Genomic DNA, 25,466 nt, shown 5'->3' with positions numbered 1-25,466 from the left:
ATTGACGGGCACGGCCGGGGAAGGGATCAGCACCAGCCCCATATGCAAGGAGCTGTCCGACTTATCAGACAAGCACCACACTTCTGCCTGAAGTCAGGCGGCGACGGCCATAGGCAGGTCGCACCCACCGCCCCGATGAACATGGTCCGAAATCGGCTAACGATTGACTATCCGGCAGTATTCCGCTTGCTTCAAAACATCTTCGCAATTCGGTGAGCGAATGAAATCGTCATAGTAAAGCGACCAGACGTCAGGAGCGCCATCGCGATACGGGCCGAATTTGAAATATTGGTTATTTCCGAGGCCTCCATCGGAATGGCCAATCGCACCTTTTACCGAAACGATCCATTTGCCGTTGGCAAAAACCTCAAGATGACCGGTGCCTTTGGGTCCCGGTTTGGAGAGCACCGCGAAATAAATCCAGCCTGAAGCGGGCTCCGGTATGGCGTTGCCTCGCTCGGTAACTGAGATTTTCTCCGTGCAACTCGTGAACCGATCCGCATCGGCCGCTTTCCAATCCGGCGGTCGTACCACAAGTGCGCGCATTTGATTTGTTTCGGGCCGAAGCCACACGGGCGTCGCGCCATCGGGGCATACCCCGTTCTGCGGTGAGCTCACGAGGTCCGGGTGGTAATTCGTTTCAACGGTTACGAAAATCTTGCCGCCACTGAAGCGGAACGCCAGATACGGGCTGAAATCGCCCTGTGCCTTCGGTCCGATTTCCCTCTTCCATTGGGCGATAAGATAGCGGTGGTCATCTGCTGGAATAGGGTCTGCAAATTTGACCGCAAACCCATACCAAACGGGAATCTCATAAGGGACGCGCAACGGCGTCCTTTCCCAAATCTCTGCCCGCTCGCTACAGCCTGGATCGCTGGCCGGGCACAGGGAACGGACGCTCAACTTCAGTGCACCAGAGCCACTCCGCCTGACCTTGGTTTGAAATTCAGCCGTACCAGCGGCCTGTTCGCTGTTTTCCCGATAGTAGAGGCCGCCTTCCTCGGTAAAACCTGACGAGTCGAACCCGTCGTGCAATATCCGCGAAGCCGAGTCCTTAGCCTGGGCTGCCGGGGAACCCAGGCAAGAGATTAGCATCGATGCTGCGATCAACATTCCTCGAAGATGCTCGGCCATGAAACCCCACCCTGCTCCATCGTCGCAATTTATTTGGGCAAGCCCCTTCAAAAAGCAAGATGAAACACTGGATTGTGATGTGAAATGGGGCTCAGAAGGGGGCGTTCGACGAGAAATCTCCGGCCGGACAGCAGCCCCGGAGACATATTGAAAGTGTGTGCGATCTTGGACGATGTCCGGCTCTGGTGCATTCTGCATGAACGGGAGAGGAGCCGTTGATCTCAGCGAGAGAATTTGCGAGCGCCGGCAACGCATAAAACAGTGGCAAGCGTGGCGACGACCATCATGGCGCTCACCTCTTCATGCAGAAGACCGGAGGCCAACAACAGGCCGAAGAACGGTTGAAGCAGTTGCAACTGCCCAACAGCCGCAATGCCTCCCAGTGCGAGACCGCGATACCAGAACACGAAGCCGACGAGCATGCTGAAGATGGACACATAGGCAAGCCCGATCCACGAAGCGCTCCCGATGCCTTGCCAGGTATCCGGAAGAGTCGTCAGGGCAAATGCCGCCATAAGCGGCAGCGCGAGGATCAAGGCCCAGGAAATTACCTGCCATCCCCCCAAAGTCCGTGAAAGTTTCGCACCCTCGGCATAGCCGAGCCCGCAGACGACAATCGCAGCGAACATCAACAGGTCACCTGTGATCGATGCCTCTCCGTCAAATGTCAGGGCGAAACCGGTCACTATGGCGCTGCCCAGCCCTGAGAACAGCCAGAAGAGCGGATTGGGATGCTCCCCGCCTCGCAGGACTCCGAAGATTGCGGTCGCAAGAGGCAGAAGGCCAATGAATACGATCGAATGGGCTGACGTGATGTATTGCAACGCCAGTGCCGTCAGCAGCGGAAAACCGATGACGACGCCAATCGCGACCACCGCGAGCGACAGGAGATCGCCAACGGCCGGCCGGGACTGACGAAGGGTAAAAAGGAGCGCTGCTCCAAACATTGCGGCAATTACCGCTCGAGCCGATGTCAGGAACAGCGGAGAAAAATCCGACACCGCGACGCGCGTCGCCGGGAGTGACCCGCTGAATATGATGACACCGAGGAGCCCGCTGCCCCAGCCTTCCATGGACGTTTTCATGGCACCTCACCTTCGCCCCTTCTGATACGCGCGAAACACTGGCGGAAACAGATACAGATCAGTACAATTTCGAATAACTGTATCAGCATGCAAGACAATACAATTGTTGGAGGCAGACCATGCGCGCAATCATGCGGGAAACCGGACATCGCATGTCATGACAGCAATACGAACCAAGATTGCCGCCCGCACTCTTGCGCCGGGCGACCGCCTTCCTTCGATCCGAGGTTTTGCGGCCGCCATGGGCGTGTCACCTTCCACTGTGGTCGAAGCCTATGATCGTCTTGCTGCGGTAGGACTGATCCGGGCCCAACGAGGCTCCGGTTTTTATGTCTCCAACAATGCTCTGCCACCCCTGAAGCTGGCCGAGACGGAATCGCCGCAGACAAGGACTGTCGATCCATTCTGGGTTTCGCGGCAGTCGCTTGATTCCGATGCCACGGTGTTGAAACCCGGTTGCGGCTGGCTTCCTGCTGACTGGATGCCGAATGAGGCGCTGAGACGGGCCATCCGAAGCCTGGCGCGAAGCGACGACGATCTCCTTGCGTATTACGGCAGAACACGTGGCTCCCTGCAGCTGCGGCATCTCCTGCTGGCCCGTTTTGCAGTGGAAGGTATCCAAGCCACGCCGGATCAATTGATGCTGACAAGTACGGGAACGCAGGCGCTTGACCTGATCTGTCGCTTCCTGCTTCGTCCAGGCGACACCGTCATGATCGACGACCCCTGCTACTTCAATTTCCAGGCACTGCTGAAAGCCCATCAGGTGAAGATCATCGGCGCGCCTTACACGCCATCGGGCCCCGACATTACGGCATTCGAAACTCTGTTAAGCACCGAACGGCCGCGGGTCTATATCACCAATTCCGCGCTTCACAACCCGACGGGCGCGACACTTTCGCCCCAGATCGCCCATCGTCTGCTGAACGCTGCGGCGCGCCATGAAACGGCGATCATAGAGGACGACATCTTCGCCGATTTCGAGCCGGAACCGTCATCACGGTTGGCGGCGCTGGACGGATTGAACCGCGTCATCCGCATCGGCAGTTTCTCCAAGACGTTGTCGGCTTCGATACGCTGCGGATACATTGCATCTCGCCCCGATTGGATCGAGGGACTCCTGGATCTGCAGGTCGCCACCAACTTCGGGGGGCCCAGTCCGATCTGTACCGAACTGATTGCTCATGTTCTGGGAGGCGGCAGCTATCGCAAGCATATGGAAGAGTTGCGGCAGAAGCTCGTCCGGGCGCGCCGTGAGGCCGTGGATAAACTGCACCGGCTCGGCATCAAGCCCTGGCTTTCACCGCGGGGCGGTTTCTATCTTTGGTGTCAACTTCCAGATGGCCTGGATTCTACGCAGATCGCACAAATCGCACTTGCCGAGAACGTTATCCTGGCCCCCGGCAACGTGTTCAGCGTATCGCAAAGTGCCGGCCGTTTCATGCGCTTCAACGTCGCCCATACACTGGATTCGCGCGTTCATCGAATTCTTGAAGATGTGCTGCGGAAAGCTGGTCAATAAATTGTCAGCCTGTCTCACCGCCAACGTCAGCGAACCCCTCTCCGCCCCGGATGAATGAAGCGGGTGCGGCCGACGCCCATGCATCTCCATAGGCCAATGCCGCTCAGGCAATGCCAATGCCCTCTTGCGTAATACTGAAAACCTGTTAAACGTTTCACAGTTAAACGTTTAACATCGAGGATTCGGTGACGCGCAGACGAGCAACATTGAAGGAAGTCGCGGAACGGGCGGGGGTCTCTATTGCCACCGTCTCGAACGTCTTCAGCGGCCGCAAGCCGGTGAATGATGATTTGCGCGAGAGGGTCGAAAAGGCGGCAAAGGAACTTTCCTTCCAAATCGACAGGGCGGCCTCGCAGCTGAAATCCGGAAAGGCCAGAGTTGTCGGCGTGCTGGTGCCGGATCTCGATGATACCTTCTTCACCTCGCTCATCTCGCGCATCGAGGTGATGGCGCTGAAGGACGGCTATGATGTCATTGTTGCAAGCTCGCGTGATGACCGGCAGTTGGAGGAGTCACGGCTGCACACACTGCTCGGCTGGCGGCCTTCGGGCATTATTGCTGTGCCGTGCTCAGATACGGTGCCGGATATTCTCGTCCGCGAAGTAGTGCATTTGCCGACCGTGCTGGTCGACCGCGTAATCGCGCAGGAAGCCGTCACCGACACGGTGACGATCGACAATTTCGAGGCGGGCGAGATCGCCGGCCGCTATCTGGTCGAGATGGGTCATTCCGACATCGTGCTGGCGGCATCAGATCTGGATGTCGCGCCGATCCGCGAACGCGTCCGTGGCGCCGTTTCCATCGTGCAGAAGCTGATCGGCAAGGAGCCGGAGGCGGTCGCGCTGGGTTCGAATGCCGAGCGCGGCGCCGAACTCTTCGCCCATTGGCTCGAGCGACATCCGCTGCCGTCAGCGGTCTTTGCGCTCACGAACGTCACGACGCTTGCTGTTCTGACCGCACTTGCCCGGCAGAAGATCGATATTCCCGATCAGGTCTCGATCATCGGTTTTGACGACTACACCTGGATGAGCGCCCGCAAGACGGCACTGACCGCGATCCGCCAGCCGGTGGACGACATTGCCCGCGTTGCATGGGAGCGGCTGCTGCTGCGCATGGAGGGAGACGTCTCCGAACCGACGCCGAGTATTCTGCACACCAGCCTGCAGGTTCGGGATTCGACCCGCCGACTGATGCAGCCGGCAGATGGTGAAACGGCTCAGGGGACCGGCGAGCCGCCGGCCGGAAATGCCGCGAAGGAGCGGCCGAACAGCATCCATTAGGCGCGTGAGGAGAGTGCGCGCCGCACTGAAATGTCCGCATGGGAGGGACTTTTTTGCGTCTGAACAAGATTACCGAAGCGCTGCCATTCCTCGCGCCGGTACAGATACTGATCCTCAGCGTCATCGTCATTCCGTCGCTCTATGTCGTGTGGCTGAGCCTGAACGCGTCCAGCTTCGGGCAGTCGGCGACCTTCGTAGGGCTCGATAACTACATCAGGGTGCTCACCGATCCGGCCTTTCTGCTGGCGCTTGGCAATACGGTCTTGATCGTCATCTTCGCCGTGCATCTGGAACTGGCGCTCGGGCTTGGAATGGCACTGCTTTTTGCAAGCGGCCTGCCCTTCCGGCGCGTCCTGCTTGTCGCTGTGCTGGCGCCTTATGCCGTGAGCGAAGTCATCGCGGTTGCCATGTGGCGCTTCCTCTTCGACCCCGACGTCGGTCCGGTCACGGCCATGCTGACCTGGCTCGGTCTGCCGATGCTCGACTGGTCCTTCGAGCCGTCGCATGCGCTCATTATGATCGGTCTCCTGACGATCTGGCTGCACCTGCCCTTTACCTTCATCATCCTTTATGCGGCGCGTCTAGCGATCCCGAAGGATCTTTACGAGGCTGCGCGCATCGATGGCGCCACGGCCTTCGATGCCTTCCGCAGAGTGACGATACCGCTTCTCGGTCCGGCAATCGTGGTGGCGCTGCTCTTCCGCTACATCTTCGCCTTCCGCATTTTTTCGGAAGTCTGGCTGATGACCCAGGGCGGACCGGCCCGTTCGACCGAAGTGGTCGCGGTCTACCTCTACCAGGAGGCTTTCAGCTTCAACGCTTTCGGTACGGCAGCCGCCACCGCCTGGATCATGGTGCTCGCATCGCTGCTTCTTGCGACCGGTTATGTGTTCCTTCTTCGCAAGCAGGTGGCCGGCAATGCGCACTGACAAGCTCGCCATCGGCCTCGGAAAAACGGTCGCAGTCGCGGTGATTCTCGTTTGGTCGCTCTTCCCGATCGCCTTCATCCTCATGTCGTCCTTCAAGCCGGGACAGGACATTTTCGCGGTGCCGCCGAAATTTGTCTTCTCTCCGACCATCCAGCACTATGTCCAACTCTGGAACGGCTGGGGCGTGTTCTTCGGCGGACTTCTAAACAGCACCATCATCACGGCAGGTGCTACCGTTCTCGCAATCACCACCAGCACGGCGGCCGGGTATGTCTATTCGCGCTACAGCAGCCGGATGCTGAATGCGAGCGTGATGTTCCTGATCATCGTGCGCCTCATCCCACCGATCGTCGTGACATTGCCGCTCTTCCCGATTATCAACGCAATCGGCTTGAACGATACGCATATCGTCCTGATGGTGCTCTACGCGACCTTCTTCGTGTCGCTCGGCACGGTGCTGATGCGCACGTTCATCGACCAGATCCCGCGCGAACTGGACGAGGCGGCGCAGATCGATGGCGCGGGGCGTCTCACGATCCTTCGGCGGGTCATTGTGCCGCTTGCTGCACCGGGCATCCTGGCGGTGGCTGTCTTCGTCGTCGTGTTCGCCTGGAACGAATTCCTGTTCGCCTTCATCTTCACCGCGACGCGAGCCAAGACCGCACCGCTGGTAATCTCCGAAATGATCGGATCGATCGACGGGGTCGACTGGGGCGTGCTGTTTGCCGCATCCACCGTTCAGCTCATCCCCGTTCTGCTCTTCGTCATCTTCATGAACCGCTATCTGGTGGCCGGCCTGACTGCCGGCGCGACCAAAGGCTGATCACTGTCTGAAAGGGAGGAAAATCATGTCAGACAAGGTATTCACGAACATTACACGTCGCGGGTTTCTCGGAACCGCGCTGGGCGGAGCGGCCATGTTAGCCGCCGGGCCATCCTTTGCCGCCGGCAAGACGCTCAACGTCCTGAGCCACAAGGTGCACCAGACCGTGCTCGGCTCCGGCGACGGCGATCTCCTTAAGGATTGGCGTTCCGGCAATGATGCGGACATCGTCTGGACGACATTCGACTCCAACCCGTTGCAGGATCGCCTCTTCCGCGAGGCGAGCCTCAATACTACCGACTTCAATGTCGGCTATATCGTCGACAACCGGCCGACCAAGCAGATCGCGGCCATGTTCGAGCCTCTCGACAGCTACCTGGAGAAGGATGCGATCGAGGACTTCGGCGACATCGCTCCAGGTCTCGTCCAAGGCATGACTGTTGATGGCAAGCTGATCGGCATTCCGGTCCGCCACGCGACCCAAGGCTTATTCTACAACGAGGCGCTTCTGGAAGAGCAGGGCATCAGCGCGCCGCCGACCACGCTGGAGGAACTGGTTGAACAGGCCCAGAGGCTCACCTTTACCTCCAAGGCCGGCACACCGGTTGCGGGTATGGTGCTCGCGAGCGATCTCGCCGTCTTCCCGGTCATGTTCGCACGTGCTTTCGGCGGTGATTTCATCAACGCGAAATTCGAGTTGCTGCCGAACCCGGAAGCGATGGAAAAGGGCCTGACGGTTCTGCGAAAGATGTTCGAGAGTGGTGCCCTGCCACGCAGCTATGCGACTACCAAGAACGACGACCAGGTAACCTGGCTGCAGCAGGGGCGGGCCGCCTTTACGGTGCTGCCCTTCGCCCGAAATGCGCAATTGAACAACAAGGAACAGAGCAAGTTCCCAGGCAAGATCAAGGCGATCGAGTTCCCGATTTCGAGCGATCTCAAGGGCAAGGTGCCGATGTCTTCTATCGTCGAGGCTTGGGGCATGGTCATCCCGGCGAACTCCAAGGACAAAGAACTATCCTGGAAGTTCATCAAGGAAGTCTCCAGCAAGCGCGTGACGCTCGGCATGGCCAGGAACGGCAACGGCCCGGTACGCGTCTCGACTTATGCGGACCAGTCTTTCGTGAATAATCCGGTTGCCGCCGTCGAGGCCGAGGTTTTGAAGAATGCCCGCGGCGCCTTCCCGCCTTTCCCGGAAGCGGCGCGCGCCCAGTCGATCTTTCTCGAAGAGGTGCAACTCGCCGTCCTCGGCCGCAAGGAGATCAAGGAAGCGGTCGCCTCCATCGCCACGCGCGTGAAACCGCTCATGCAGGCCTGAAGTTTCTAAACACCGTCCGGGCGTTCTACGCCCGGACGGGCGATATCGCCGGAACCGCACGAATGACACGGACCTTCGGGTCCACTCCCACGAAAGAGACCAGGACAATGCCGAACACTACCATTCGATCAATCCAGGAGCCGGCCCGGGCAACACCCGTCATGGCCGAATATGACGTGCTCGTCGTGGGCGGCGGGCCGTCCGGCCTGACGTCTGCGCTTGCTGCTGCCGAAGACGGACTGAGGGTCGGATTGATCGAAAGCCGCAGCTTCGTCGGCGGCAACATGACGATCGGTCTGCCGGTACTCGGCTTCCTCGGTCAAAAGGGTAACCAGATCATCGAAGGCCTGCCGCAGAAATTCATCGACCGGCTGAAGCTTCGTAACGCCGCAAGCGAGCACCGGCCCTGCCCGTTGCATATGGGCATCACCCTCGTCGAGCCGGAGGCAGTCAAGACCGTCGCGCTCGAAATGCTGACGGAAGCCGGCGTCGAAGTGCTGTTTTACACCTTCTGCGCTGGCGTGATCATGGACGGCGATACGATCCGCGGTGTCATCACCGAGAGCAAGAGCGGCCGTGGCGCGATCCTCGGCAAGGTGGTCATCGATTGCACGGGGGACGCCGATGTCGCCTACCGCGCAGGCGTGCCTTGTGAAAAGGGCAATGCCCATGGCGGTATGCAACCCCCTACATTGATGTTCTGCCTCGCCGGCGTCGATACCGAGAAGCTGCGCCTCAGCATCGCCAACCAGCCGCCACAGGCGCGCACTTATCTGACCGATTTCATCCCGGCAGAATATTTCGGCCAGAACAACCAGTTCATCATCGTCGGCCTGCGCGAGCTGATTGCCAGGGCGCAGACGGAAATGGGACTCAAGATCCCCAATGAACGCACGATCATCATCACGGGCCTCAAAGCTGGCGAGGTCTGGATCAACATGACCCGTGTCAAGGGCGTCGACGGAACCGAGGCGGCGAGCCTGACGATGGGTGAGATCGAGGCCCGCGGGCAGATCGACGACATCGTCACCTACCTCATCAATTACGTGCCAGGCTTCGAGAACGCCTATTTCACGAAGACGGCACCATTCCTCGGTATTCGCGAGACGCGCCGTATCATCGGCGAATATGTTATGACGCAGGAAGACGTGCTCGCCTGCCGCCACTTCGATGATGCGATTGCGGTGGCGAGCTACCCCATCGACATTCACCGCCCTGCCGATGACGGCTGCACGCTCATCTGGTGCGGCGACTGCTACGACATCCCCTATCGTTCCTTGATCCCGACGAAGGTGAACAACCTGATCGTTGCCGGCCGGGCAATCTCCACCACCCACGAGGCAATGGGTGCGATCCGCGTCATGGCCACCTGCATGGCAATGGGCGAGGCGGCCGGCCGCGCGGCAAAGATTTCCGTCCGCGGCAATCGCGCACCGGCGGATATCGATGTGAAGGAGCTCCGGCGTCAGTTGATCACCAAAGGTGCCTATCTGCGCACCAAGGACAGCACCGAACGGGCGCGCGAGCTGGAAGACGCTTAACGTCGTGGCTCGACGCAGAATGCGAAGGAAGTGAGGAAGCATGGCAAGTTTGCGCCTGGCCGGGCTCAGGAAAAATTTTGGTTCCGTCAACATCATCAAGGGTGTCGATCTTGAGATCGAGGACGGTGAATTCGTGGTTTTTGTCGGACCGTCCGGTTGCGGCAAATCCACTCTTCTGCGGATGATAGCGGGACTCGAGGACATATCGGGCGGTGATCTTTATATAGGCGGTCGGCTTTGCAACGACATTCCGCCGCGTGAACGCGGGATCGCCATGGTCTTCCAGTCATATGCACTCTATCCGCATATGACTGTGCACGAGAACATGGGTTTCGGCCTCTCCCTGAACAAGACACCGAAAGCCGAGCTGGATGCCCGGGTGCGGGAAGCTGCCCGAATTCTGAAAATGGAGCACCTGCTCGACCGCAAACCCAGCCAGTTGTCCGGCGGCCAGAGGCAGCGCGTGGCAATCGGCCGGGCAATCGTACGCAAGCCCGCAGTCTTTCTCTTCGATGAACCGCTTTCGAATCTCGACGCAGCGCTTCGGGTGGACATGCGCATGGAGCTTGCCAAGCTGCATCGCGATCTCGGTGCCACGATGATCTACGTCACCCATGATCAGGTCGAGGCGATGACGCTCGCGGACAAGATCGTGGTTCTCGACGGAGGTCTGGTCCAGCAGGTCGGTTCACCGATGGAACTTTACAAGAATCCCGCAAACAAATTCGTCGCAGGCTTCATCGGCGCGCCGAAGATGAATTTCCTTGCGGTAAAGGTGCAGGCTGCCCACGGAGGCACCGCAACCGTAGCGTCCGAGGAGATCTCGCCCATTCCGGTGCGTGGCAAAGGGTTCGACAGCGGCGACAGCGCCTGGCTCGGGATCAGGCCGCAGTATCTGAAACCCGGCAGGGCGGCTGACGGTGAGGGAGGGATCTGTGGAAAGATCGTGCTGATCGAGCGTCTGGGTACAGAGACGATCGTTGCGATCGAGACCCGCGCGAACGAGCGGGTGGTCGCCTCGATCCCTGTCGATATGGAACTGGCGTTCGACGACAACGCCGAGTTTCTCTTCAATCCCTCTGCCGCGCATCTGTTTGCGTGATCGTCGGATGGACTGATCTAGCCAACCATCGTCAGCCCCGAAGATCGATCCAATCTGTGACCGGCATTGCCTGACGTAAATCGAAGCAAGGAATAGCATGAGACAGGAACTTTCTGGAAAGGTTGCAGCGGTTACCGGCGCTGCCTCGGGCATCGGCCTCGAATGCGCCCGTTCCCTGTTGCGCGAAGGCGTAAGCGTCGTTCTCGTCGACAGGGCCGGAGAGACTCTGGAAAAGTTGAGCTCCGAATTGGGGCCGAACGCCTTTCCTCTGACGATCGATCTGACCGACCCGTCCAGCGTATCCACGATGATGCCTCAAATCCTGGAACGGTTCGGAAAGCTCGATATCTTTCATGCCAATGCCGGCGCCTATATCGGCGGTGAGGTCGTCAATGGCGATCCCGATGCCTGGGATCGTATGCTCAATCTCAACATCAACGCCGCTTTCCGGTCCGTACAGGCGGTGTTGCCCCATATGGTGGAGCAGAAGACCGGCGATATCATCATGACCAGCTCGATCGCCGGTCTGGTGCCTGTCGTCTGGGAACCGATTTATACGGCATCCAAGCACGCGGTGCAGGCGTTCGTTCACACGGTACGACGCCAGGTGGCCAGGCACGGTATTCGCGTTGGAGCCGTGGCGCCTGGACCGGTCATCACGGCGTTGATCAGCGATTGGCCTCAGGCGAAGCTCGATGAGGCAATTGCCGCGGGCGGATTGATGGAGGCGACCGAAGTGGCCGAAGCAGTCATGTTCATGCTGACCCGGCCCCGCAACATCACCATTCGCGATCTGGTAATCCTCCCACTCAGCACGGATCTCTGACCATGACCCGGTTTTTCGTCGGCATCGATGTGGGAACAGGCAGCGCCCGCGCCGGCCTGTTCGATGAGAATGGCAATCTGAAGGCGTCGGCAAAGCGCCCGATCACCATCTGGCATGAGGCCGGCAATATCGTTGAACAATCGAGCGAACAGATATGGAAAGCGGTCTGTGAGAGTGCTCGGGAAGCCGTCAGTGCGGCCGGAATCCCGCCCTCGGCCGTTGCTGGAATCGGCTTCGACGCAACCTGCTCGCTGGTTGTCGTAGCCCCTGACGGTGCACCGGTCGCGGTCGGCCCGTCGGGTGATGCTCAACGCAATGTCATCGTCTGGATGGATCACCGCGCCGCTGGCGAAGCCTCGGAAATCAATAGCGGGGCACACGAGGTTTTGCGGTATGTCGGCGGGCGTATCTCGCCGGAAATGGAAACACCGAAGCTTCTCTGGCTGAAGCGTAACCTGCCCGGCTCGTTCACTGGTGCAGGGCATTTTTTCGATCTCGCCGACTATCTGAGCTGGCGCGCGACGGGATCGCTTGCACGCTCGGCGTGCACGGTCACCTGCAAATGGACTTATCTGGCGCACGAGAAGCGATGGGATGCGCAGTATTTTCAAGCCATCGGCCTTAAGGAGCTTGCAGATGAAGGCTTTAAGCGGATCGGCACAGATATCGTCGATCCCGGAACGCCCCTGGCAAACGGTCTGACGGAAAAGGCAGCGGTCGATCTTGGCCTGCCTGCAGGAATACCTGTCGGGGCAGGCCTCATCGACGCACATGCGGGTGGCGTCGGGACGCTGGGCGGCAGGGACGCGCGCGGCAGCACAGATGTTCGCAACAGGCTGGCCTATATTTTCGGAACCTCCGCATGCTCGATGGTATCCAGCAACGATCCGGTATTCGTCGACGGTGTCTGGGGTCCCTATCATTCGTCAATGGTCCCCGGGCTGTGGCTGACCGAAGGCGGCCAATCGGCAGCGGGCGCGGCCCTCGATCATCTTGCCACAATGCATCCAGCCTCCGGGGAGGCGCGGGTGAAGGCGGAGGCCGCCGGCCTTTCACTGGTTGCCTGGCTCGATCGAGAAGTCACGAGGTTGTGCCCGGACCTTTCGCATTCCGTGGAGCTTGCTGGCTCGATACACGTCGTGCCCGAGTTCATGGGTAACCGGTCGCCACATGCTGACCCCGACGCGCGGGCGATCATTGCCGGTCTGGGACTGGAAGCCGACATTCGCAGCCTGATTTCCCTCTACGTCGCAGGACTTTGCGGTATCGGCTATGGTCTCCGGCAACTCCTGGAAAAACTGTCCCAGAACGGCATCGTGCCCGACACGATCGTTGCGAGCGGCGGCGCGGTCCAAAGCAATCTCGTGCGACAGGTACTGGCGGACACCACCAATCTGCCTGTGGCCGTTGCTGACAGCGAGGAGCCGGTTCTGCTGGGGGCTGCAATGCTTGGGGCTGTCGCTGCCGGCAGATATCAATCATTGACTGAAGCCATGGGAGCGATGTCGCGCCTGTCGAAGCAATATGAACCCCAAGGAGGTGCAACCCGCGAATTGCACACGCATCGATACCTGGCCTTCGGACTTCTTCAAGCGGCCGGCAGACAGATCCGATCAGTTATCCCGAAGAGCTAGCGCTGACTGAGAGGCTCGCCCGCTCGCTCATTCGATGATCTTGCAAAATATTATTGACTAAAAGTGTCATGTTAATTTATTGGCCCACCTATCCCTTCTCCCAAGGCATGGGGCGCTATCGTGTATTCTTTGAAAGCAGAGGTCGAGCAGACGAGCGGGGCAGCCAAGGCATTCACCCTCTCGGGGATCTCCTTTTCCGTCGAACACCGCGATCTGCTCAAGAACGTGAACATTGCTTTCGGCGCCGGTGAGATCTCGGCCCTGGTCGGTCACAACGGCTCGGGAAAATCGACGCTGCTCAAGCTGCTGGCCCGTCAGATGATCCCGTCGTCGGGCGAGATCCGATTCGGGGGCCATAAACTCAGCGAATTTGACCAACGCACCTTCGCCCGCTCCGTCGCCTATCTCCCGCAGGAGGTTTCCGCGGCCCCTGGCATGACGGTCCGGGAACTGGTGGCATGCGGACGTTATCCTTGGCACGGCGCGCTTGGCCGCTTCACGGCAGGCGACAGCGCAAAGGTCGAAGAGGCGCTGGCGCTCACCCATGTCGAAAGTTTTGCCGATCGGCTCGTGGAGACCCTTTCGGGCGGGGAACGTCAGCGCGCCTGGATCGCCATGCTGATGGCGCAGGATGCCGAATACCTTTTGCTCGACGAACCGACGTCTGCCCTCGACATCGCCCATCAGATCGAATTGCTCAGCCTCATCCAGCGTCTTTCCCGGGAAAAGGGGTTGAGCGTCGTAATCGTGCTGCACGACATCAACATGGCGGCACGCTTCTGCGACCGCATCTACGCCTTGAAAGCCGGCGCCGTCGTGGCGGAGGGCCGCGCCGCCGACATCCTTCGATGCGAGGTGCTGGAACGCATGTATGGCGTCAGGATGGAGGTGATGCCGCATCCGCATCTCGGAATTCCGCTCGCTTATGTCTGCTAAATCCGAAAACATGCGGGTCAAGGGCCTGAGCCGCCGCTCTCTTCTGTCTGCGGCCGCAGTGGCGCCGTTCGGTCTTGCCGCCCCGGCCCGCGCCGCATCCCCGGCGCCCGTGCCAAAGGTCGCAAGCCTGGATTACGGCCTCGCATCCACGCTGATGAACCTCGGAATCACACCGACTGCGATTGTCTCCCTCGCAGATTGGGACAAATGGGTCATCGAACCGGAAATCCCTGCGGGCGTTGCCGATCTCGGCAATGGTTGGGAAATCAATTTCGAAGTCCTGGCGATGCTCAAGCCCGATCTGATTCTGACCACTCCTTATCTCGACGCATTGAAGCCAAGGCTAGAAACCATGGGCAAGGTACTTCGCCTTGAAATTTACGATGCCAGCGGCGGCGCCGTTCTGTCCAAAGCCTATGCGGCCACGCGTGCGCTGGCACAGGCCGTCGACCGGGTGGCGGAAGGCGATGCCTTTCTCGCGCGGGCGGACATCTTCTTCGACGATTGCCGGAAAAGGCTGGCGCTGATCGGCGCCCCGCCGGTTGTCCTCATGGGTTTCCTGGACGCCCGCCATGCGCGGGTCTACGCAACCCCCGGCCTCTATGACAATGTGCTTTCCCGTATCGGCGTCGAGAACGCCTGGAAGGGCCAGGGAAACTACTGGGGGTTCGAAACCATCGGCATCGAGGATCTGGCACGTGTCACCGACCCACGTGCTCGTCTGATCGCCTTCGAGCCCGTACCGGGCGACGTCCTGCCGAAGCTTGCCGAAAGCCCGCTGTGGAAGGCGCTGCCGATATCGCAGCCAGGCCGTTTCTCGGTGATCCCCGGTGCCCTGATGTTCGGTATGGTCAACGACGCAATGCGTTTCGCGCGTCTCCTGACCGAGCACCTGGAGAATACGGCATGACTGCGACTGCCGCCGCGCACGGCCGCCTTGCCGGCCCGCTCCTCGTCGCGATCATCATCGCCCTTGCTGCAGCCGCATTCGCCGTCCTCCGGCTGGAGCCGGAACTTGCTGCCATCGGCCAGCAGGCCCCCGGCTACGATATCCGGCAAGTCGTGCTCCTGTATTCGACCCTGCCGCGGATGGCTACGGCGCTTCTGGCGGGGGCGGCGCTCGGCCTTTCGGGCGCGCTGTTCCAACAGGTGCTGCGCAATCCTCTGGCTTCACCGACGACGCTCGGCGTCTCGGCCGGAGCCAACCTCGCGCTGGCGCTCGCGACGCTTTACGTACCGGATCTCCTGGGCTTCGGGCGGGATCTGGTGGCGCTTGCCGGCAGCGCAATCGCGGCCGGACTTGTGTTTCTGCTCGGAGCCAGACGCGGTTTTTCACCCTTTTCGCTCGTGCTGTCGGGCCTGGTCATCAGTCTGTGGTGCGGTGCGCTCTCGGCCGTCCTTGTCATGCTGAATGACCGTTGGCTGGCAAGCCTCTTCATCTGGGGCGCGGGTTCGCTTTCACAGCAAAGCTGGGTCATCCCGCTTTCGCTGTTGCCCAAGGTGGCAATCGCCGGGCTTCTCGCCTGGCTGATCGTCAGGCCGCTCGCGCTGGTCGAGCTCGGGGAGGCGGGTGCGACCGCACTCGGCGTCGACACATCGCGACTGCGGCTGCTTGCCATCGTTGTCGCTGTCGCGCTCGCCGCCTTCATGACGAGCGCCGTCGGCGTCATCGGCTTCATCGGCCTCGTCGCGCCTATCATCGTGCGACTTTCCGGCGCACGCCGGGCCGGTTCCGTGCTCCTATGGTCCGCTCTTATCGGGGCAGCGCTGCTGTGGCTCGCCGACGGCGTCGTCCAATATCTCGCCGGCGCATTTTCCGACTTCCTCCCGACCGGCGCGGTGACTGCGGTTTTTGGTTCTCCATTGCTCCTCCTGCTTCTGCACCGGCTCAAAGTGCGCCACCGCGTCATGCCTGAACAAGGCAGGATATTCAGCAGGCGGCTTCAGGCATCCCCTGGCCTCACACTTGCGGCGATCGCAGGGCTTGCCCTGCTGGTCGCTGCAGCGCTTCTTGTGGGACGCACGGCCAACGGCGATTGGGCTCTTCTTCACCCCGATCTTTACATCGACATTCTGCCCCTTCGGTTTCCGCGGGTTCTGGGGGCACTTTCGGCGGGCGCCATGCTGGCAATAGCGGGTACGATCCTTCAACGCCTGACCGGAAACGAGATGGCGAGCCCTGAAGTGCTTGGTATAGGCGCCGGTGCCACGATCGGCGTGACGGTGACGATCTTCATCGTTGCCGCGCCGGGATTTGGCCTGCAGATCACTTCGGCGGCGGCCGGCGCGCTCGCGGTGCTGGGGCTTGTCGTCGGATTTTCTTTGCGCGGCGGGCTTCTGCCTGAACGGGTGCTGCTTGCGGGCATAGCGCTCAGCGCAATGGTCGATGCCGTGGTGGGCGTCCTGTCCTCGACGGGCGATCCCCGGGCCATGTTTCTCTTGCGCTGGATGAGCGGCTCCACCTATGGCGTGGAAACGTCCACCGCCCTTGCGGTTGCGGCTGCGGCCGTCATGCTCGTGACAGCAGCGGCATCGATGCATCGTTGGCTTGATATTCTACCGCTCGGCCCCGCGCCCGCCGCCGGCCTGGGCCTCTCGCTCCCTCGTTCGCGGCTGCTTCTCTTCGCGCTTGCGGGGCTTGCCTCGGCGGTGGCAACGCTCTGCGTGGGACCGTTGAGCTTCATAGGACTGATGGGGCCGCATCTGGCGCGGGAATGCGGGCTCGTGAGGGCACGGCCGCAAATTCTTGGCGCGGCGCTGCTTGGTGGCGGGCTGATGGTCGTCGCCGATTGGCTCGGCCGCACGATCATCTTCCCCTACCAGATTCCGGCGGGGCTGGTGTCGGCCCTCGTCGGCGCACCGTTCCTGATGCTCTTGATGCGGCGGAAGTGAAGACCGGAAGCGCTCAAGAGCGCGCCTACTGCCGTCCTTCCGGCAGAGGGCAACTCTGGCCGCAACCTCCAATCGCCGGCAGGCAGTAACGCAGGCAGCACACCTTGCGACGCTTGAACGCGACGCCATTCTCGTCGGTCATGGCCCGGAGCGTGCCGCAGAGAGGGTTTTTCGCACCGTCGGGAAATACCGCATCTTGAAACAGGGGGGCTCCTTCCGCAGCCAGCGCCGGATGGCTCTGGCGCCCCGCCTCCTCGACGATCCAGTCGAGATATCCGGCGGCATTTCCCCATAGCAGCTTGGTGCTGATACGCGTGTGGGCGGAGATCGCGCTGGCCAAAGGCTCGATATGCTGCCGCAGGAGGGGGTGCATCGCTTCATGGATGCCGAGTTCCCGCCGCTGGCCGAGACTGCGGACAAGGAAGGCCATGGGCACGCCTGTTTCCCGATCGAGACATACCGAGGTTTCATCAAGCGAGATCGGCAGGAGGCGCCGCAATTCCAGCCATGCGAGAGCGGTGTTGATGGTCAGGGTACTGAAATAATAGAGCGTCCAGAGCGACACGACGGCGCGACGGTCCGCATTCGGGAAAGCAGCTCCGTATCGATCGACAATGCGGTTGAAACAATCGGCCTCGCAGAGTGCGGAACACGGCACCGTCTCGCACCCGGCCGGCACATCGAGGACGAACTTTCCCCTGCAGAAAGCGTATTTCTCGCCGCCGCGCTGTATCAACAGCTCGCCGAGATCGCGACAGCCGCCCACATCGTCTGATGCGGGCGGCTCCGCTCCCTTTTCCGGAGAGGCGTGACTGGACGCGGTAGAGATCAAGCGATCACCATGTGAATTTCAGCGTTCCGACGATCTTGCGGCGATCGCCGTAATATTCGGTCCCGTAATAGCTGCTCGCCACATATTTCCGGTCGAACAGATTGGTCGCGTTCACCGAGAGCTTGACGTTCTCCGTCACCTTGTAGCTTACAGCGGCGTCGAAGACCGTATAGCTCGGCACCTTGACCGTGTTGGCGTCGTCGCCATAGGTCTCCCCGATGTAACGCACGCCTCCTCCGATCGTCAGGTCACCGCGCTGGCCGTCCCCCGGAATGGTGTAGTCAAGCCAGGCAGATGCGAGATGCTTGGGCACGCGCTGCGGTCGGTTGCCCTCGTTGGCACCTGCGTTCTCACGAATCTCGGCGTCCCAATAGGAATAGGCGAGCGTCATGTTCAGCCGGTCGTTGATCGCCGCCTTGCCTTCAAGCTCGATGCCGCGAACACCGATCTTGCCGACCTGCTCCTGAACCAAGGGGCTGACATAGGTCGGAACATTCGTCTGGGTCAGGTCGAAGAGCGCGAGCGTGAACAGGCCGTCGAAATCTTCGGGACGGTATTTCAGGCCGACTTCATACTGCTCACCCTCCTGCGGCTTCAGAGAGCCACTCAGCGCGTAGCCGTTCGCGCTCGGCGTCACCAAAGGCTGGAAGCTTTCCGAATAATTGGCATAGGCCGCAAGGTTGGGCGTGAACTTATAGGTGAGCCCGACGCGGGTGGTGAAAGCGCTGGCTGTATTGTCGTCCCTGGTACCGGTGTCGACATAGTCAGCCGTGGTATGCACATGATCCCAGCGCCCACCAAGCGTAATGACCCAGCGGTCATCAAAAGTCAGTTGCTCCTGGGCATAGATGCCGACCGCCTGCTGCTTGACACGCCAGTTTACATATGGATCGAGATCAATGCACGAGAGCCCGCAATAGACGGGGTCGTAGATATCGATCGGTTCCGCAGTGCCATACTTGATGTCTTCGCGCGTGTTGTCGCTGGTGTAGTCGACGCCGACCAGGGTCTTCGATTCAAAATTGTCCCAGCTTGTGTCGTATTGAAGCTGATTGTCGAAGGCCCAGCGGTTCGAAAGGCCATCAACGGAAAAAGCAGCGCGGTCGGCTGTCGGGTCGAGAGAAGCCCCGTAGACTTCCGCGTAATCCAGGCTGAGATGCGTGTAGCGGGCGTTGGACCGGAACGTCAGGCCGTCGGTGATTTCATGCTCGAACTGATAGCCGATATCGGTCTGACGCGTATTGAAGCGATTGAAGTCCGGCTCTCCGAGAAAGGTATCGATGTCGATATCGGCGCCGGTGGGAAAGCCACGGGCACCCGTGCCATCGCGCTTGTAGTAATCGGCAAGGATGGTGAGCGACGTGCCTTCTTCCGGCTTGATGGTCAAGGCCGGCGCGATATAGAAGCGGTCGTCGTTGGAATAATCCCAACCATTGTTTCCGTCCTTTCCAAGCGCGGTCAAACGATAGGTCCATACGCCTTCAGCATCGATCGGGCCGCCGAAATCCGTGCCGATCTCCTTGGTACCATCACCGTAGGAGGTGTAGATTTCTCCGTGCTTTTCGTCCAATGGACGCTTGGTGATAGCGTTGACGAGGCCACCGGGGGCGTTGAGGCCGAACAGGGTCGAGGTCGAGCCCTTCAGCACCTCCACACGCTGCAGGCCATAGGGTTCGAGCCGGCTTGCCGTGTACCAGGCGGGAATGCGGGCGGCGAGCCCGTCGCGATAGGTGCCGAGCGCCGTCTGATCGAAGCCGCGGATGCGAATATAGTCGTAGCGGTCGTCGTTGCCGAACTCATCGGAGAAAACGCCGGCGGTATAGGCGATGGCCTGCTGCAGGTTGTCCACATGGCGTTCTTCGAGTTCCTTTTCGGTGACGACCGAAACGGAAGCCGGAATGTCGATGATGGGCGTATCGGTTTTGGTGCCGGTGGCCGTGTCCTTCGCGACGATCGTCCTGTCGGGGCCTACCGCGCGGCTCGTCTTGCCGGTCAAAACGATCGTCGGCAGTTCGGTCGATATCTCTTGCGCAAAAATCGTCGTCGTCAGCGTCGAGGAAGAAAACAATACCAGGGCGCTGCTTGCCATCAGCCGCCTTACGGCAATACGCCGACTTGCGCACCTCAAGGACGTGCGTGATCCCGCCTGCCGGATGGCCTCCATGGCAAAGCATCTCCTGTCGTGTCATTTCAATTCCGCGCTATGCGTTGCTTTCAATTCGTCCCCGAAAGCGATGCTGCGCCGCCGGAAAATATAAACATAACAAAAATAGTCAACTTAAAATTCTGAAATAGATGCGACAAAAAACACCAAGGACCGGAACCATGGAAGTGTGCGCAATCCTGGCAGGCATCAGGTCGAGCGCGGGATAAAAGCTCCGGCACCTTTATCAGCAATCGCCATCTATCCACGTCCCTGCTGCAGCACCTAGATGCGCATGACACGAGACTTCTGCTACAGTCATCCTTCCGGGCGGCCGCTCATGCGCCATACCGGGCGACTGATGCGAAGGAATGGGAATTTCAACGATGCGGCAGCCACCTCAGATCCGGCTCAGGGAACGGATGACAATCCTCGGCAATCTGGATGCTTCCTCCTTCGTGCCCTGGATCCGGCGCCACGCAGCCAAACTCGGGCTTTCGCAAGACATAGCTCATACCGGGCCGGACCGTATTGAACTCGAGGTCGCCGGACCTGAAGAGTTGATCGACATGATGGAGATGGGATGTTCGCTGGGCCCGATTGATGTCTGGGTCGACACGATCGAACGCAGGCCCATCGACGACTGAAACAGGGTACCTTGAGCAACCTGCGCACCCGGCCGTGCACTTTATTTGGTCATCATTGCCAATGAGGAATATTTATGCAAACGTGCTGTCGCCGGGCAGCGGGCCGAGGGACGAACATGCCTCGCGTGCGTCCTGCAAGTTATTGATGACGCTCAGAAAGTCTACCCATGCACTCCGATACGACAGGCTCCTGGATGCCAGTCGCTCTTTCCGGTGACCTGCCTGCGGGAACCGTCATGCCGGCGCGCATTCCTGCCGGATCAGTTGCCCTCTGGCGCAGCGCATCCGGGCGCCCGGCAGCCTCGGCGGACCGCTGTCCCCATCGCGGAATGCGCCTCTCGCACGGTTTCGTGCGCGGCGAAGCCCTTTCCTGCATCTATCACGGCTGGAGTTATGGCCAGGCCGGAAACTGTCTCCGCATTCCGGCCCATCCGCGGCTTGCGCCTCCGGAGACAATCCGCGTCACAACGCATCGGGTTGAAGAATCCGACGGGCTGATCTGGATTGCCGTGGGCAACCCTCTCTCCCAGCCGCCGCGGCTAACTGATTTTGTTCCCCTACGTTCCTTGACCGTACTGGCGGGTGTCGCTGCCATTGAAGCTGCTGCCGGCGCAAAGGCTAACCTTGAGGGTCTTCTTGAGGTGGGCGAAGACGCCGGGAACATCTGTCTCCTGCTTTCTCCCCGGGACGACGAGGAGACGCTGACCCATGTCCTGATCAAAGGCGAGGCCGGCCCGGCGGAATGCACCGCCGCCTCGCGTACCGCAGAGAGCCTGCGCCGCAAGGCGGAGGGTCTTCAGAAAAAGGAGATCACGCAATGACCGTGAAAGCGATGATCGACGAATGGTACCCGGTCGGCCTCCTCAGCCAGCTCGACCTAAAGGGGCGAAAGACCGCGCTGATGGACGAGCCGATCGACGTGGCGCTTGATGCCGACGGCAGCGCCAGGGTGACGGGCGGAAACGGGCGGACATTACCCGTACGCGTACGCTATGGCCATGTCTGGGCATCTCTCGGAGAGCCGAAGAAGGAACTCTTCGACATTCCAGAGGCCGATCAGGCGGGGCGACGCTTCGTCGATGTCGGCGTGGTGCGTGTGCGCTGCTCCCCGCTCCGCGCCGTCGAAAACTTCCTTGACATCGCTCATTTTCCCTTCGTGCATACGGATATTCTGGGCGCCGAACCCCACACGGAAGTCCAGAACTACAAGGTCGAGATTCGCGAGGAAGAAGACGAAGTCTGGGCGACACAGGTGAAATTCTACCAACCCCAGGCGGCCAAATCGGCAAGCGGCGGCATCACGACGGAATATATGTACCGCGTGCCGGCGCCGACCTGTTCGATCCTCTACAAGACCTGCCCGCCCCGCCCGGGAGAATGGGATGTCATCACCCTCTTCGTGCAGCCGCTTGCCGAGGATCTATGCGACGTCTGGCCGTGGATGGCGCTCTTCGACGAAGAAAGCTCCATGACTGACCTTATCCATTTCCAGCAAACGATCTTCCTTCAGGACCGATCGATCCTGGAAAACCAGATCCCTCGGCTCTTGCCGCTCGATCCGGGCATGGAGATCCCGACCCGTGCCGATCTCACCTCGGTTGCATACCGGCGCTGGCTGAAACGCCACAATTATACCTATGGCGCACAGTTGGTGGCGCAATGAAGCTCTATGACTACATCCTCTCACCCAGCTGCTACAAAGTGCGCCTGATGGCATCGCTGATGGGTGTGAAGCTCGATATCCGCCCTGTGGATTTCCACCCCGGCAACGAACATCGCAGCCCCGAACTCCTGGCGCTCAATCCGGCAGGCTCGATCCCGATCCTGGAGGACGGCGAGCTGATCCTGACTGAATCCTCTGCCATGCTCGTCTATCTCGCCGCCAAGGCTGCCCCGGGATGGCTCGCCAGCAACAAACCAGAAGAAGCGGCGCGCGTGCAGCAATGGCTGTCCTTCTCGGGCCGACTAACCGCCAGTCTCGGCGGTGCGCGGCTTCATGAAATGCTGCTGCGCCCCGGCGACATCCGTGCGCTGCAAACTCAAGGCGTTGCCGCTCTGCGTGAGCTGGAGGCCGGCCTCTTCGAACAGAGCCTGCGCGGCATGCGCTTCCTCGCCGCCGACCGGCCGACGATCGCCGATATCGCCTGTTTCCCCTATGTGGCGCTCGCAGCCGACGGAGGCGTCTCGCTTGATCCATATCCCACGATACGGCTCTGGTCCCGTGCCATCCGCTCGCTCGATCAATTCCTTGAGATGCCGGGCATTCACCGGCTCCACGAGTTGAAGCCCGAGCCCCACGTCGAAGGGAGCGAGGCGTGACATGGCAGGTTACCTCCTGAAGAACTGCGCAGCGGTCATCGTCGACGAGGGCAAGGGGCCGACCGTCTATCGCGATGTCGACGTTCTCACGAACGGCCCCGCAATCCAGTCGATCGGCGAAAATCTTGGCGCAGGCGACCTGCTCAATGGCACGATCACACAGGATGCCACCGGCTGGTTCGTCTATCCCGGCCTCATCAACACCCACCATCACTTTTTTCAATGCTTCGTGCGCAACCGCGCGGACCTCGATTGGACGAAACTCTCGGTCATCGAGTGGCTGGACCGCATCTATCCGATCTTCTCGCGGCTTAACGAGGATTGCTTCTATCACTCCTCGCTCACGGCCATGGCCGAGCTGATCAAGCATGGCTGCACCACGGCCTTCGACCACCAGTACAATTTTCCCCGGCACGCCGGAAAGCGGCTGATCGACCGTCAATTCGAGGCGGCCGATCTTCTCGGCATGCGCTTCCATGCCGGCCGCGGCGGAAATACGCTGCCGAAATCGGAAGGCTCGACCATTCCGGACGAAATGCTGGAAACGACGGACGAATTCATCGACGATTGCGCACGCCTGATCGACACCTATCACGACGCCGGCGAATTCAGCATGCGCCAAGTCGTGGTCGCACCGTGCCAACCTGTCAATTGCTACAGGGAAACCTTCGTCGAAGCCGTCGCGCTGGCGCGAGATCGCCGTGTCATGATGCATACCCATGTCGGCGAGGGCGAAAGCCCCGTCGTCGAAGCCCGACACGGGATGCGCACGGTCGACTATCTCGATAAACTCGGCTTTGCCGGCCCAGACGCCTTCTACGCCCATTGCTGGGAGCTGACTCACGACGAGCTCAGGAATATGGCGGCCAGCGGCACCGGCGTTTCGCACTGCCCGGAACCCGTCTATCTGGTCGGCGCCGAAGTGACCGACATTCCCGCCATGTCGGCCTTCGGCCTGCGCGTCGGCCTCGGCTGCGATGGTGCTGCCTCCAACGACAATTCGAACCTCATGCACTGCCTGCACTCGGCCTATATGCTGCAGTGCCTCGCTTCATCCACCCGCGTCCATCCGGTACCACCTCCAGCCGATTTCCTCGGTTATGCCACGACCGGCGGCGCGAGCCTGCTCGGTCGGCAGGACATCGGCCGGCTTGCGCCCGGAATGGCGGCCGACCTGTTTGCCATCGACACCCGCCGCATGGACTATGTCGGCACCCGGCACGACCCGTTGAGCCTGATCGCCCGTGTCGGCATCGGCATGCCGACCGACATGACCATGATCAATGGCCGGATCGTCTGGCAAAAAGGCGAGTTCATCGGCCTGGACGAAGCGCAATTGTTCGCCGAGGCCGAGGAGGCACTCGCCACTGTGGAATTCTAGAACCAAAAGAGGGAACCTATATGCTCGATAACCTGACCCGCAGAACATTGATGAAAGGCCTTGCGGCCACCGGCCTTGCCGGCGCACTCGGCAGCCGCCTTGCCGTCGCGGCGGACGAACCCCTCGGTATTACCCTCGTCGTACCCTCGCCGGTCGGCGATGTCGGCTGGGCCCACGCGCTCGCCGCTGGTCTCGATCCGATCAAGGCCGCCTACGGCGATAAGGTGAAGGTCACCGTCATCGAGAACATCCCCGAAGGCCCGGATGCCGACCGCATCATGAACAAGACGGTCGCCGACGGAAACAAGTTCCTGATCGCCGGCTCCTTCGGTTACCAGAATGGCGCTCTGCAGATCGCCCGTCGAGATCCGAGCGTCACCGTGCTGCATGCTTCCGGATTTCAGGTTGCCCCCAATTTTTCGCCTTTCGCCGCAAAATACTTCCAGGGCACCTATCTGCTCGGCATGGCGGCCGCCGCCCTTTCCACGACCGGCAAGCTCGGCTCCGTCTCAGCCTTCGCGATTCCCGAACTGATCACCTCCATCAATGCCTTCGCGCTTGGCGCTCAGGCCGTGAAACCTGATATCGAGGTCTCGGTCGTCTGGGTGAATTCCTGGTTCGATCCGGCCAAGGAACAGGAGGCGGCAAAGGCTCTCGTCGCCCAGAAGTGCGACGTGATTTTCTCCAACGCACAGGATACGCCCTCCGTCATCGCAGCCTGCGAGGAAGCCGGCATCTATGCCTTCAACCTCAATTCGTCGATGAAGAAATACGCACCGAAGACCTATCTGGGCTGCGTGGCAACCGACTGGTCTCCCTTCTTCAAAGCCTCAGTGGACGCCCATCTCGCCGGCACGTTCAAGGGCGCCAACACCTTCCTGGGCGTTTCCGACAAGGTCGTGGAAGTGGTCGACTGGAATCCCGACGTCCCGGCAGACACGATGGCCAGGATCAAGGAGATCGGCGCCAAGATCGCCGACGGCAGCTTCTCGCCCTTCACCGGGCCCATCACCAAGGCCGACGGCAGCGAGAGCGTCGCTTCCGGCAAGACCATGGCCGATGCCGAGATCGTCGCCATGAACTGGCACGTCAAGGGCGTGACCACGCCGCTGCCGAAGTAAG

Annotated in this window: 22 protein-coding genes; 18 read left to right on the top strand and 4 right to left on the bottom strand. The window is 60.5% G+C overall.

What is annotated here, in order from left to right; all coding sequences use genetic code 11:
• Nucleotides 1-156: 156 nt before the first annotated feature.
• Both QEO92_RS24205 and QEO92_RS24200 read right to left on the bottom strand, forming a co-directional pair.
• Entirely contained in the window at nt 157-1,134 is a 978-nt protein-coding gene (locus QEO92_RS24205; protein ID WP_407721860.1) for a polysaccharide lyase family 20 protein, read from the bottom strand.
• 221 nt (nt 1,135-1,355) lie between these two features.
• Complete coding sequence (locus tag QEO92_RS24200) at nt 1,356-2,219, bottom strand: DMT family transporter (protein ID WP_227704705.1); 864 nt, start codon at nt 2,217-2,219, stop codon at nt 1,356-1,358.
• 157 nt (nt 2,220-2,376) lie between these two features.
• On the opposite strand from QEO92_RS24200, the gene QEO92_RS24195 reads away from it, so the two are divergent.
• The 12 genes from QEO92_RS24195 to fhuB all read left to right on the top strand — a co-directional run bounded on the left by QEO92_RS24195 (nt 2,377) and on the right by fhuB (nt 17,022).
• Nucleotides 2,377-3,741 (top strand): aminotransferase-like domain-containing protein, encoded by a 1,365-nt coding sequence (locus QEO92_RS24195; protein ID WP_227704704.1) that lies wholly within the window; start codon nt 2,377-2,379, stop codon nt 3,739-3,741.
• A gap of 185 nt (nt 3,742-3,926) precedes the next feature.
• On the top strand, nt 3,927-5,021 hold the full coding sequence (locus QEO92_RS24190; RefSeq protein WP_227704703.1) for a LacI family DNA-binding transcriptional regulator: 1,095 nt from the start codon (nt 3,927-3,929) through the stop codon (nt 5,019-5,021).
• Between the two features lie 53 nt (nt 5,022-5,074).
• Nucleotides 5,075-5,950: a carbohydrate ABC transporter permease gene (locus tag QEO92_RS24185; RefSeq protein WP_227704702.1), complete on the top strand. Its 876-nt coding sequence runs from the start codon at nt 5,075-5,077 to the stop codon at nt 5,948-5,950.
• Nucleotides 5,940-6,773 (top strand): carbohydrate ABC transporter permease, encoded by an 834-nt coding sequence (locus QEO92_RS24180; protein WP_037152053.1) that lies wholly within the window; start codon nt 5,940-5,942, stop codon nt 6,771-6,773. Before QEO92_RS24185 ends, QEO92_RS24180 begins: the two co-directional genes overlap by 11 nt.
• A gap of 25 nt (nt 6,774-6,798) precedes the next feature.
• The gene (locus tag QEO92_RS24175) at nt 6,799-8,091 is read left to right on the top strand and encodes an ABC transporter substrate-binding protein (RefSeq protein WP_037152051.1); all 1,293 of its coding nucleotides are present in this window, start codon (nt 6,799-6,801) and stop codon (nt 8,089-8,091) included.
• A 107-nt stretch (nt 8,092-8,198) separates the two neighbouring features.
• Nucleotides 8,199-9,632 (top strand): FAD-dependent oxidoreductase, encoded by a 1,434-nt coding sequence (locus QEO92_RS24170; protein WP_227704701.1) that lies wholly within the window; start codon nt 8,199-8,201, stop codon nt 9,630-9,632.
• Between the two features lie 40 nt (nt 9,633-9,672).
• A complete protein-coding gene (locus tag QEO92_RS24165) occupies nt 9,673-10,734 on the top strand; it encodes an ABC transporter ATP-binding protein (protein WP_037152047.1) in 1,062 nt (353 codons plus the stop codon).
• Nucleotides 10,735-10,831: 97 nt separating this feature from the next.
• Entirely contained in the window at nt 10,832-11,560 is a 729-nt protein-coding gene (locus QEO92_RS24160) for an SDR family oxidoreductase (RefSeq protein ID WP_037152045.1), read from the top strand.
• A gap of 2 nt (nt 11,561-11,562) precedes the next feature.
• Nucleotides 11,563-13,194 (top strand): FGGY-family carbohydrate kinase, encoded by a 1,632-nt coding sequence (locus QEO92_RS24155; RefSeq protein ID WP_227704700.1) that lies wholly within the window; start codon nt 11,563-11,565, stop codon nt 13,192-13,194.
• A 117-nt stretch (nt 13,195-13,311) separates the two neighbouring features.
• On the top strand, nt 13,312-14,130 hold the full coding sequence (locus QEO92_RS24150; protein WP_407722166.1) for an ATP-binding cassette domain-containing protein: 819 nt from the start codon (nt 13,312-13,314) through the stop codon (nt 14,128-14,130).
• A complete protein-coding gene (locus tag QEO92_RS24145; RefSeq protein ID WP_227704699.1) occupies nt 14,120-15,040 on the top strand; it encodes an ABC transporter substrate-binding protein in 921 nt (306 codons plus the stop codon). Before QEO92_RS24150 ends, QEO92_RS24145 begins: the two co-directional genes overlap by 11 nt.
• A complete protein-coding gene (fhuB, locus tag QEO92_RS24140; RefSeq protein WP_227704698.1) occupies nt 15,037-17,022 on the top strand; it encodes a Fe(3+)-hydroxamate ABC transporter permease FhuB in 1,986 nt (661 codons plus the stop codon). The genes QEO92_RS24145 and fhuB overlap by 4 nt, the downstream gene beginning before the upstream one ends.
• Nucleotides 17,023-17,047: 25 nt before the next feature.
• Here fhuB and fhuF read toward each other — a convergent pair whose 3' ends face one another.
• A complete protein-coding gene (gene fhuF / locus QEO92_RS24135; protein WP_227704697.1) occupies nt 17,048-17,854 on the bottom strand; it encodes a siderophore-iron reductase FhuF in 807 nt (268 codons plus the stop codon).
• A gap of 4 nt (nt 17,855-17,858) precedes the next feature.
• Nucleotides 17,859-19,943 carry a TonB-dependent siderophore receptor gene (locus tag QEO92_RS24130; RefSeq protein WP_227704696.1) on the bottom strand — a complete coding sequence of 695 codons (2,085 nt, stop codon included), beginning with the start codon at nt 19,941-19,943 and terminating at the stop codon, nt 17,859-17,861.
• 440 nt (nt 19,944-20,383) lie between these two features.
• Between QEO92_RS24130 and QEO92_RS24125 the strand changes: the two genes are divergently transcribed.
• The 6 genes from QEO92_RS24125 (at nt 20,384) to QEO92_RS24100 (ending at nt 25,465) form a co-directional block, all read left to right on the top strand.
• The gene (locus QEO92_RS24125) at nt 20,384-20,644 is read left to right on the top strand and encodes an acylphosphatase (protein ID WP_037152036.1); all 261 of its coding nucleotides are present in this window, start codon (nt 20,384-20,386) and stop codon (nt 20,642-20,644) included.
• A gap of 167 nt (nt 20,645-20,811) precedes the next feature.
• Nucleotides 20,812-21,465, top strand: coding sequence for a Rieske (2Fe-2S) protein (locus tag QEO92_RS24120; RefSeq protein WP_037152034.1), 654 nt, complete (start codon nt 20,812-20,814; stop codon nt 21,463-21,465).
• Entirely contained in the window at nt 21,462-22,307 is an 846-nt protein-coding gene (locus QEO92_RS24115; protein ID WP_037152032.1) for an aromatic ring-hydroxylating oxygenase subunit alpha, read from the top strand. The genes QEO92_RS24120 and QEO92_RS24115 overlap by 4 nt, the downstream gene beginning before the upstream one ends.
• On the top strand, nt 22,304-22,963 hold the full coding sequence (locus QEO92_RS24110) for a glutathione S-transferase family protein (protein ID WP_227704695.1): 660 nt from the start codon (nt 22,304-22,306) through the stop codon (nt 22,961-22,963). Before QEO92_RS24115 ends, QEO92_RS24110 begins: the two co-directional genes overlap by 4 nt.
• Nucleotide 22,964: 1 nt before the next feature.
• Nucleotides 22,965-24,344: an amidohydrolase gene (locus QEO92_RS24105; RefSeq protein ID WP_227704694.1), complete on the top strand. Its 1,380-nt coding sequence runs from the start codon at nt 22,965-22,967 to the stop codon at nt 24,342-24,344.
• A gap of 20 nt (nt 24,345-24,364) precedes the next feature.
• Nucleotides 24,365-25,465: a BMP family ABC transporter substrate-binding protein gene (locus tag QEO92_RS24100; protein ID WP_227704693.1), complete on the top strand. Its 1,101-nt coding sequence runs from the start codon at nt 24,365-24,367 to the stop codon at nt 25,463-25,465.
• Nucleotide 25,466: the final 1 nt, after the last annotated feature.

The organism is Neorhizobium petrolearium (genome assembly GCF_029854435.1).
Lineage (GTDB): Bacteria > Pseudomonadota > Alphaproteobacteria > Rhizobiales > Rhizobiaceae > Neorhizobium > Neorhizobium petrolearium.
Note: the sequence above shows the minus strand (reverse complement) of the source record. Positions and strands in the feature narration are given on the sequence as shown.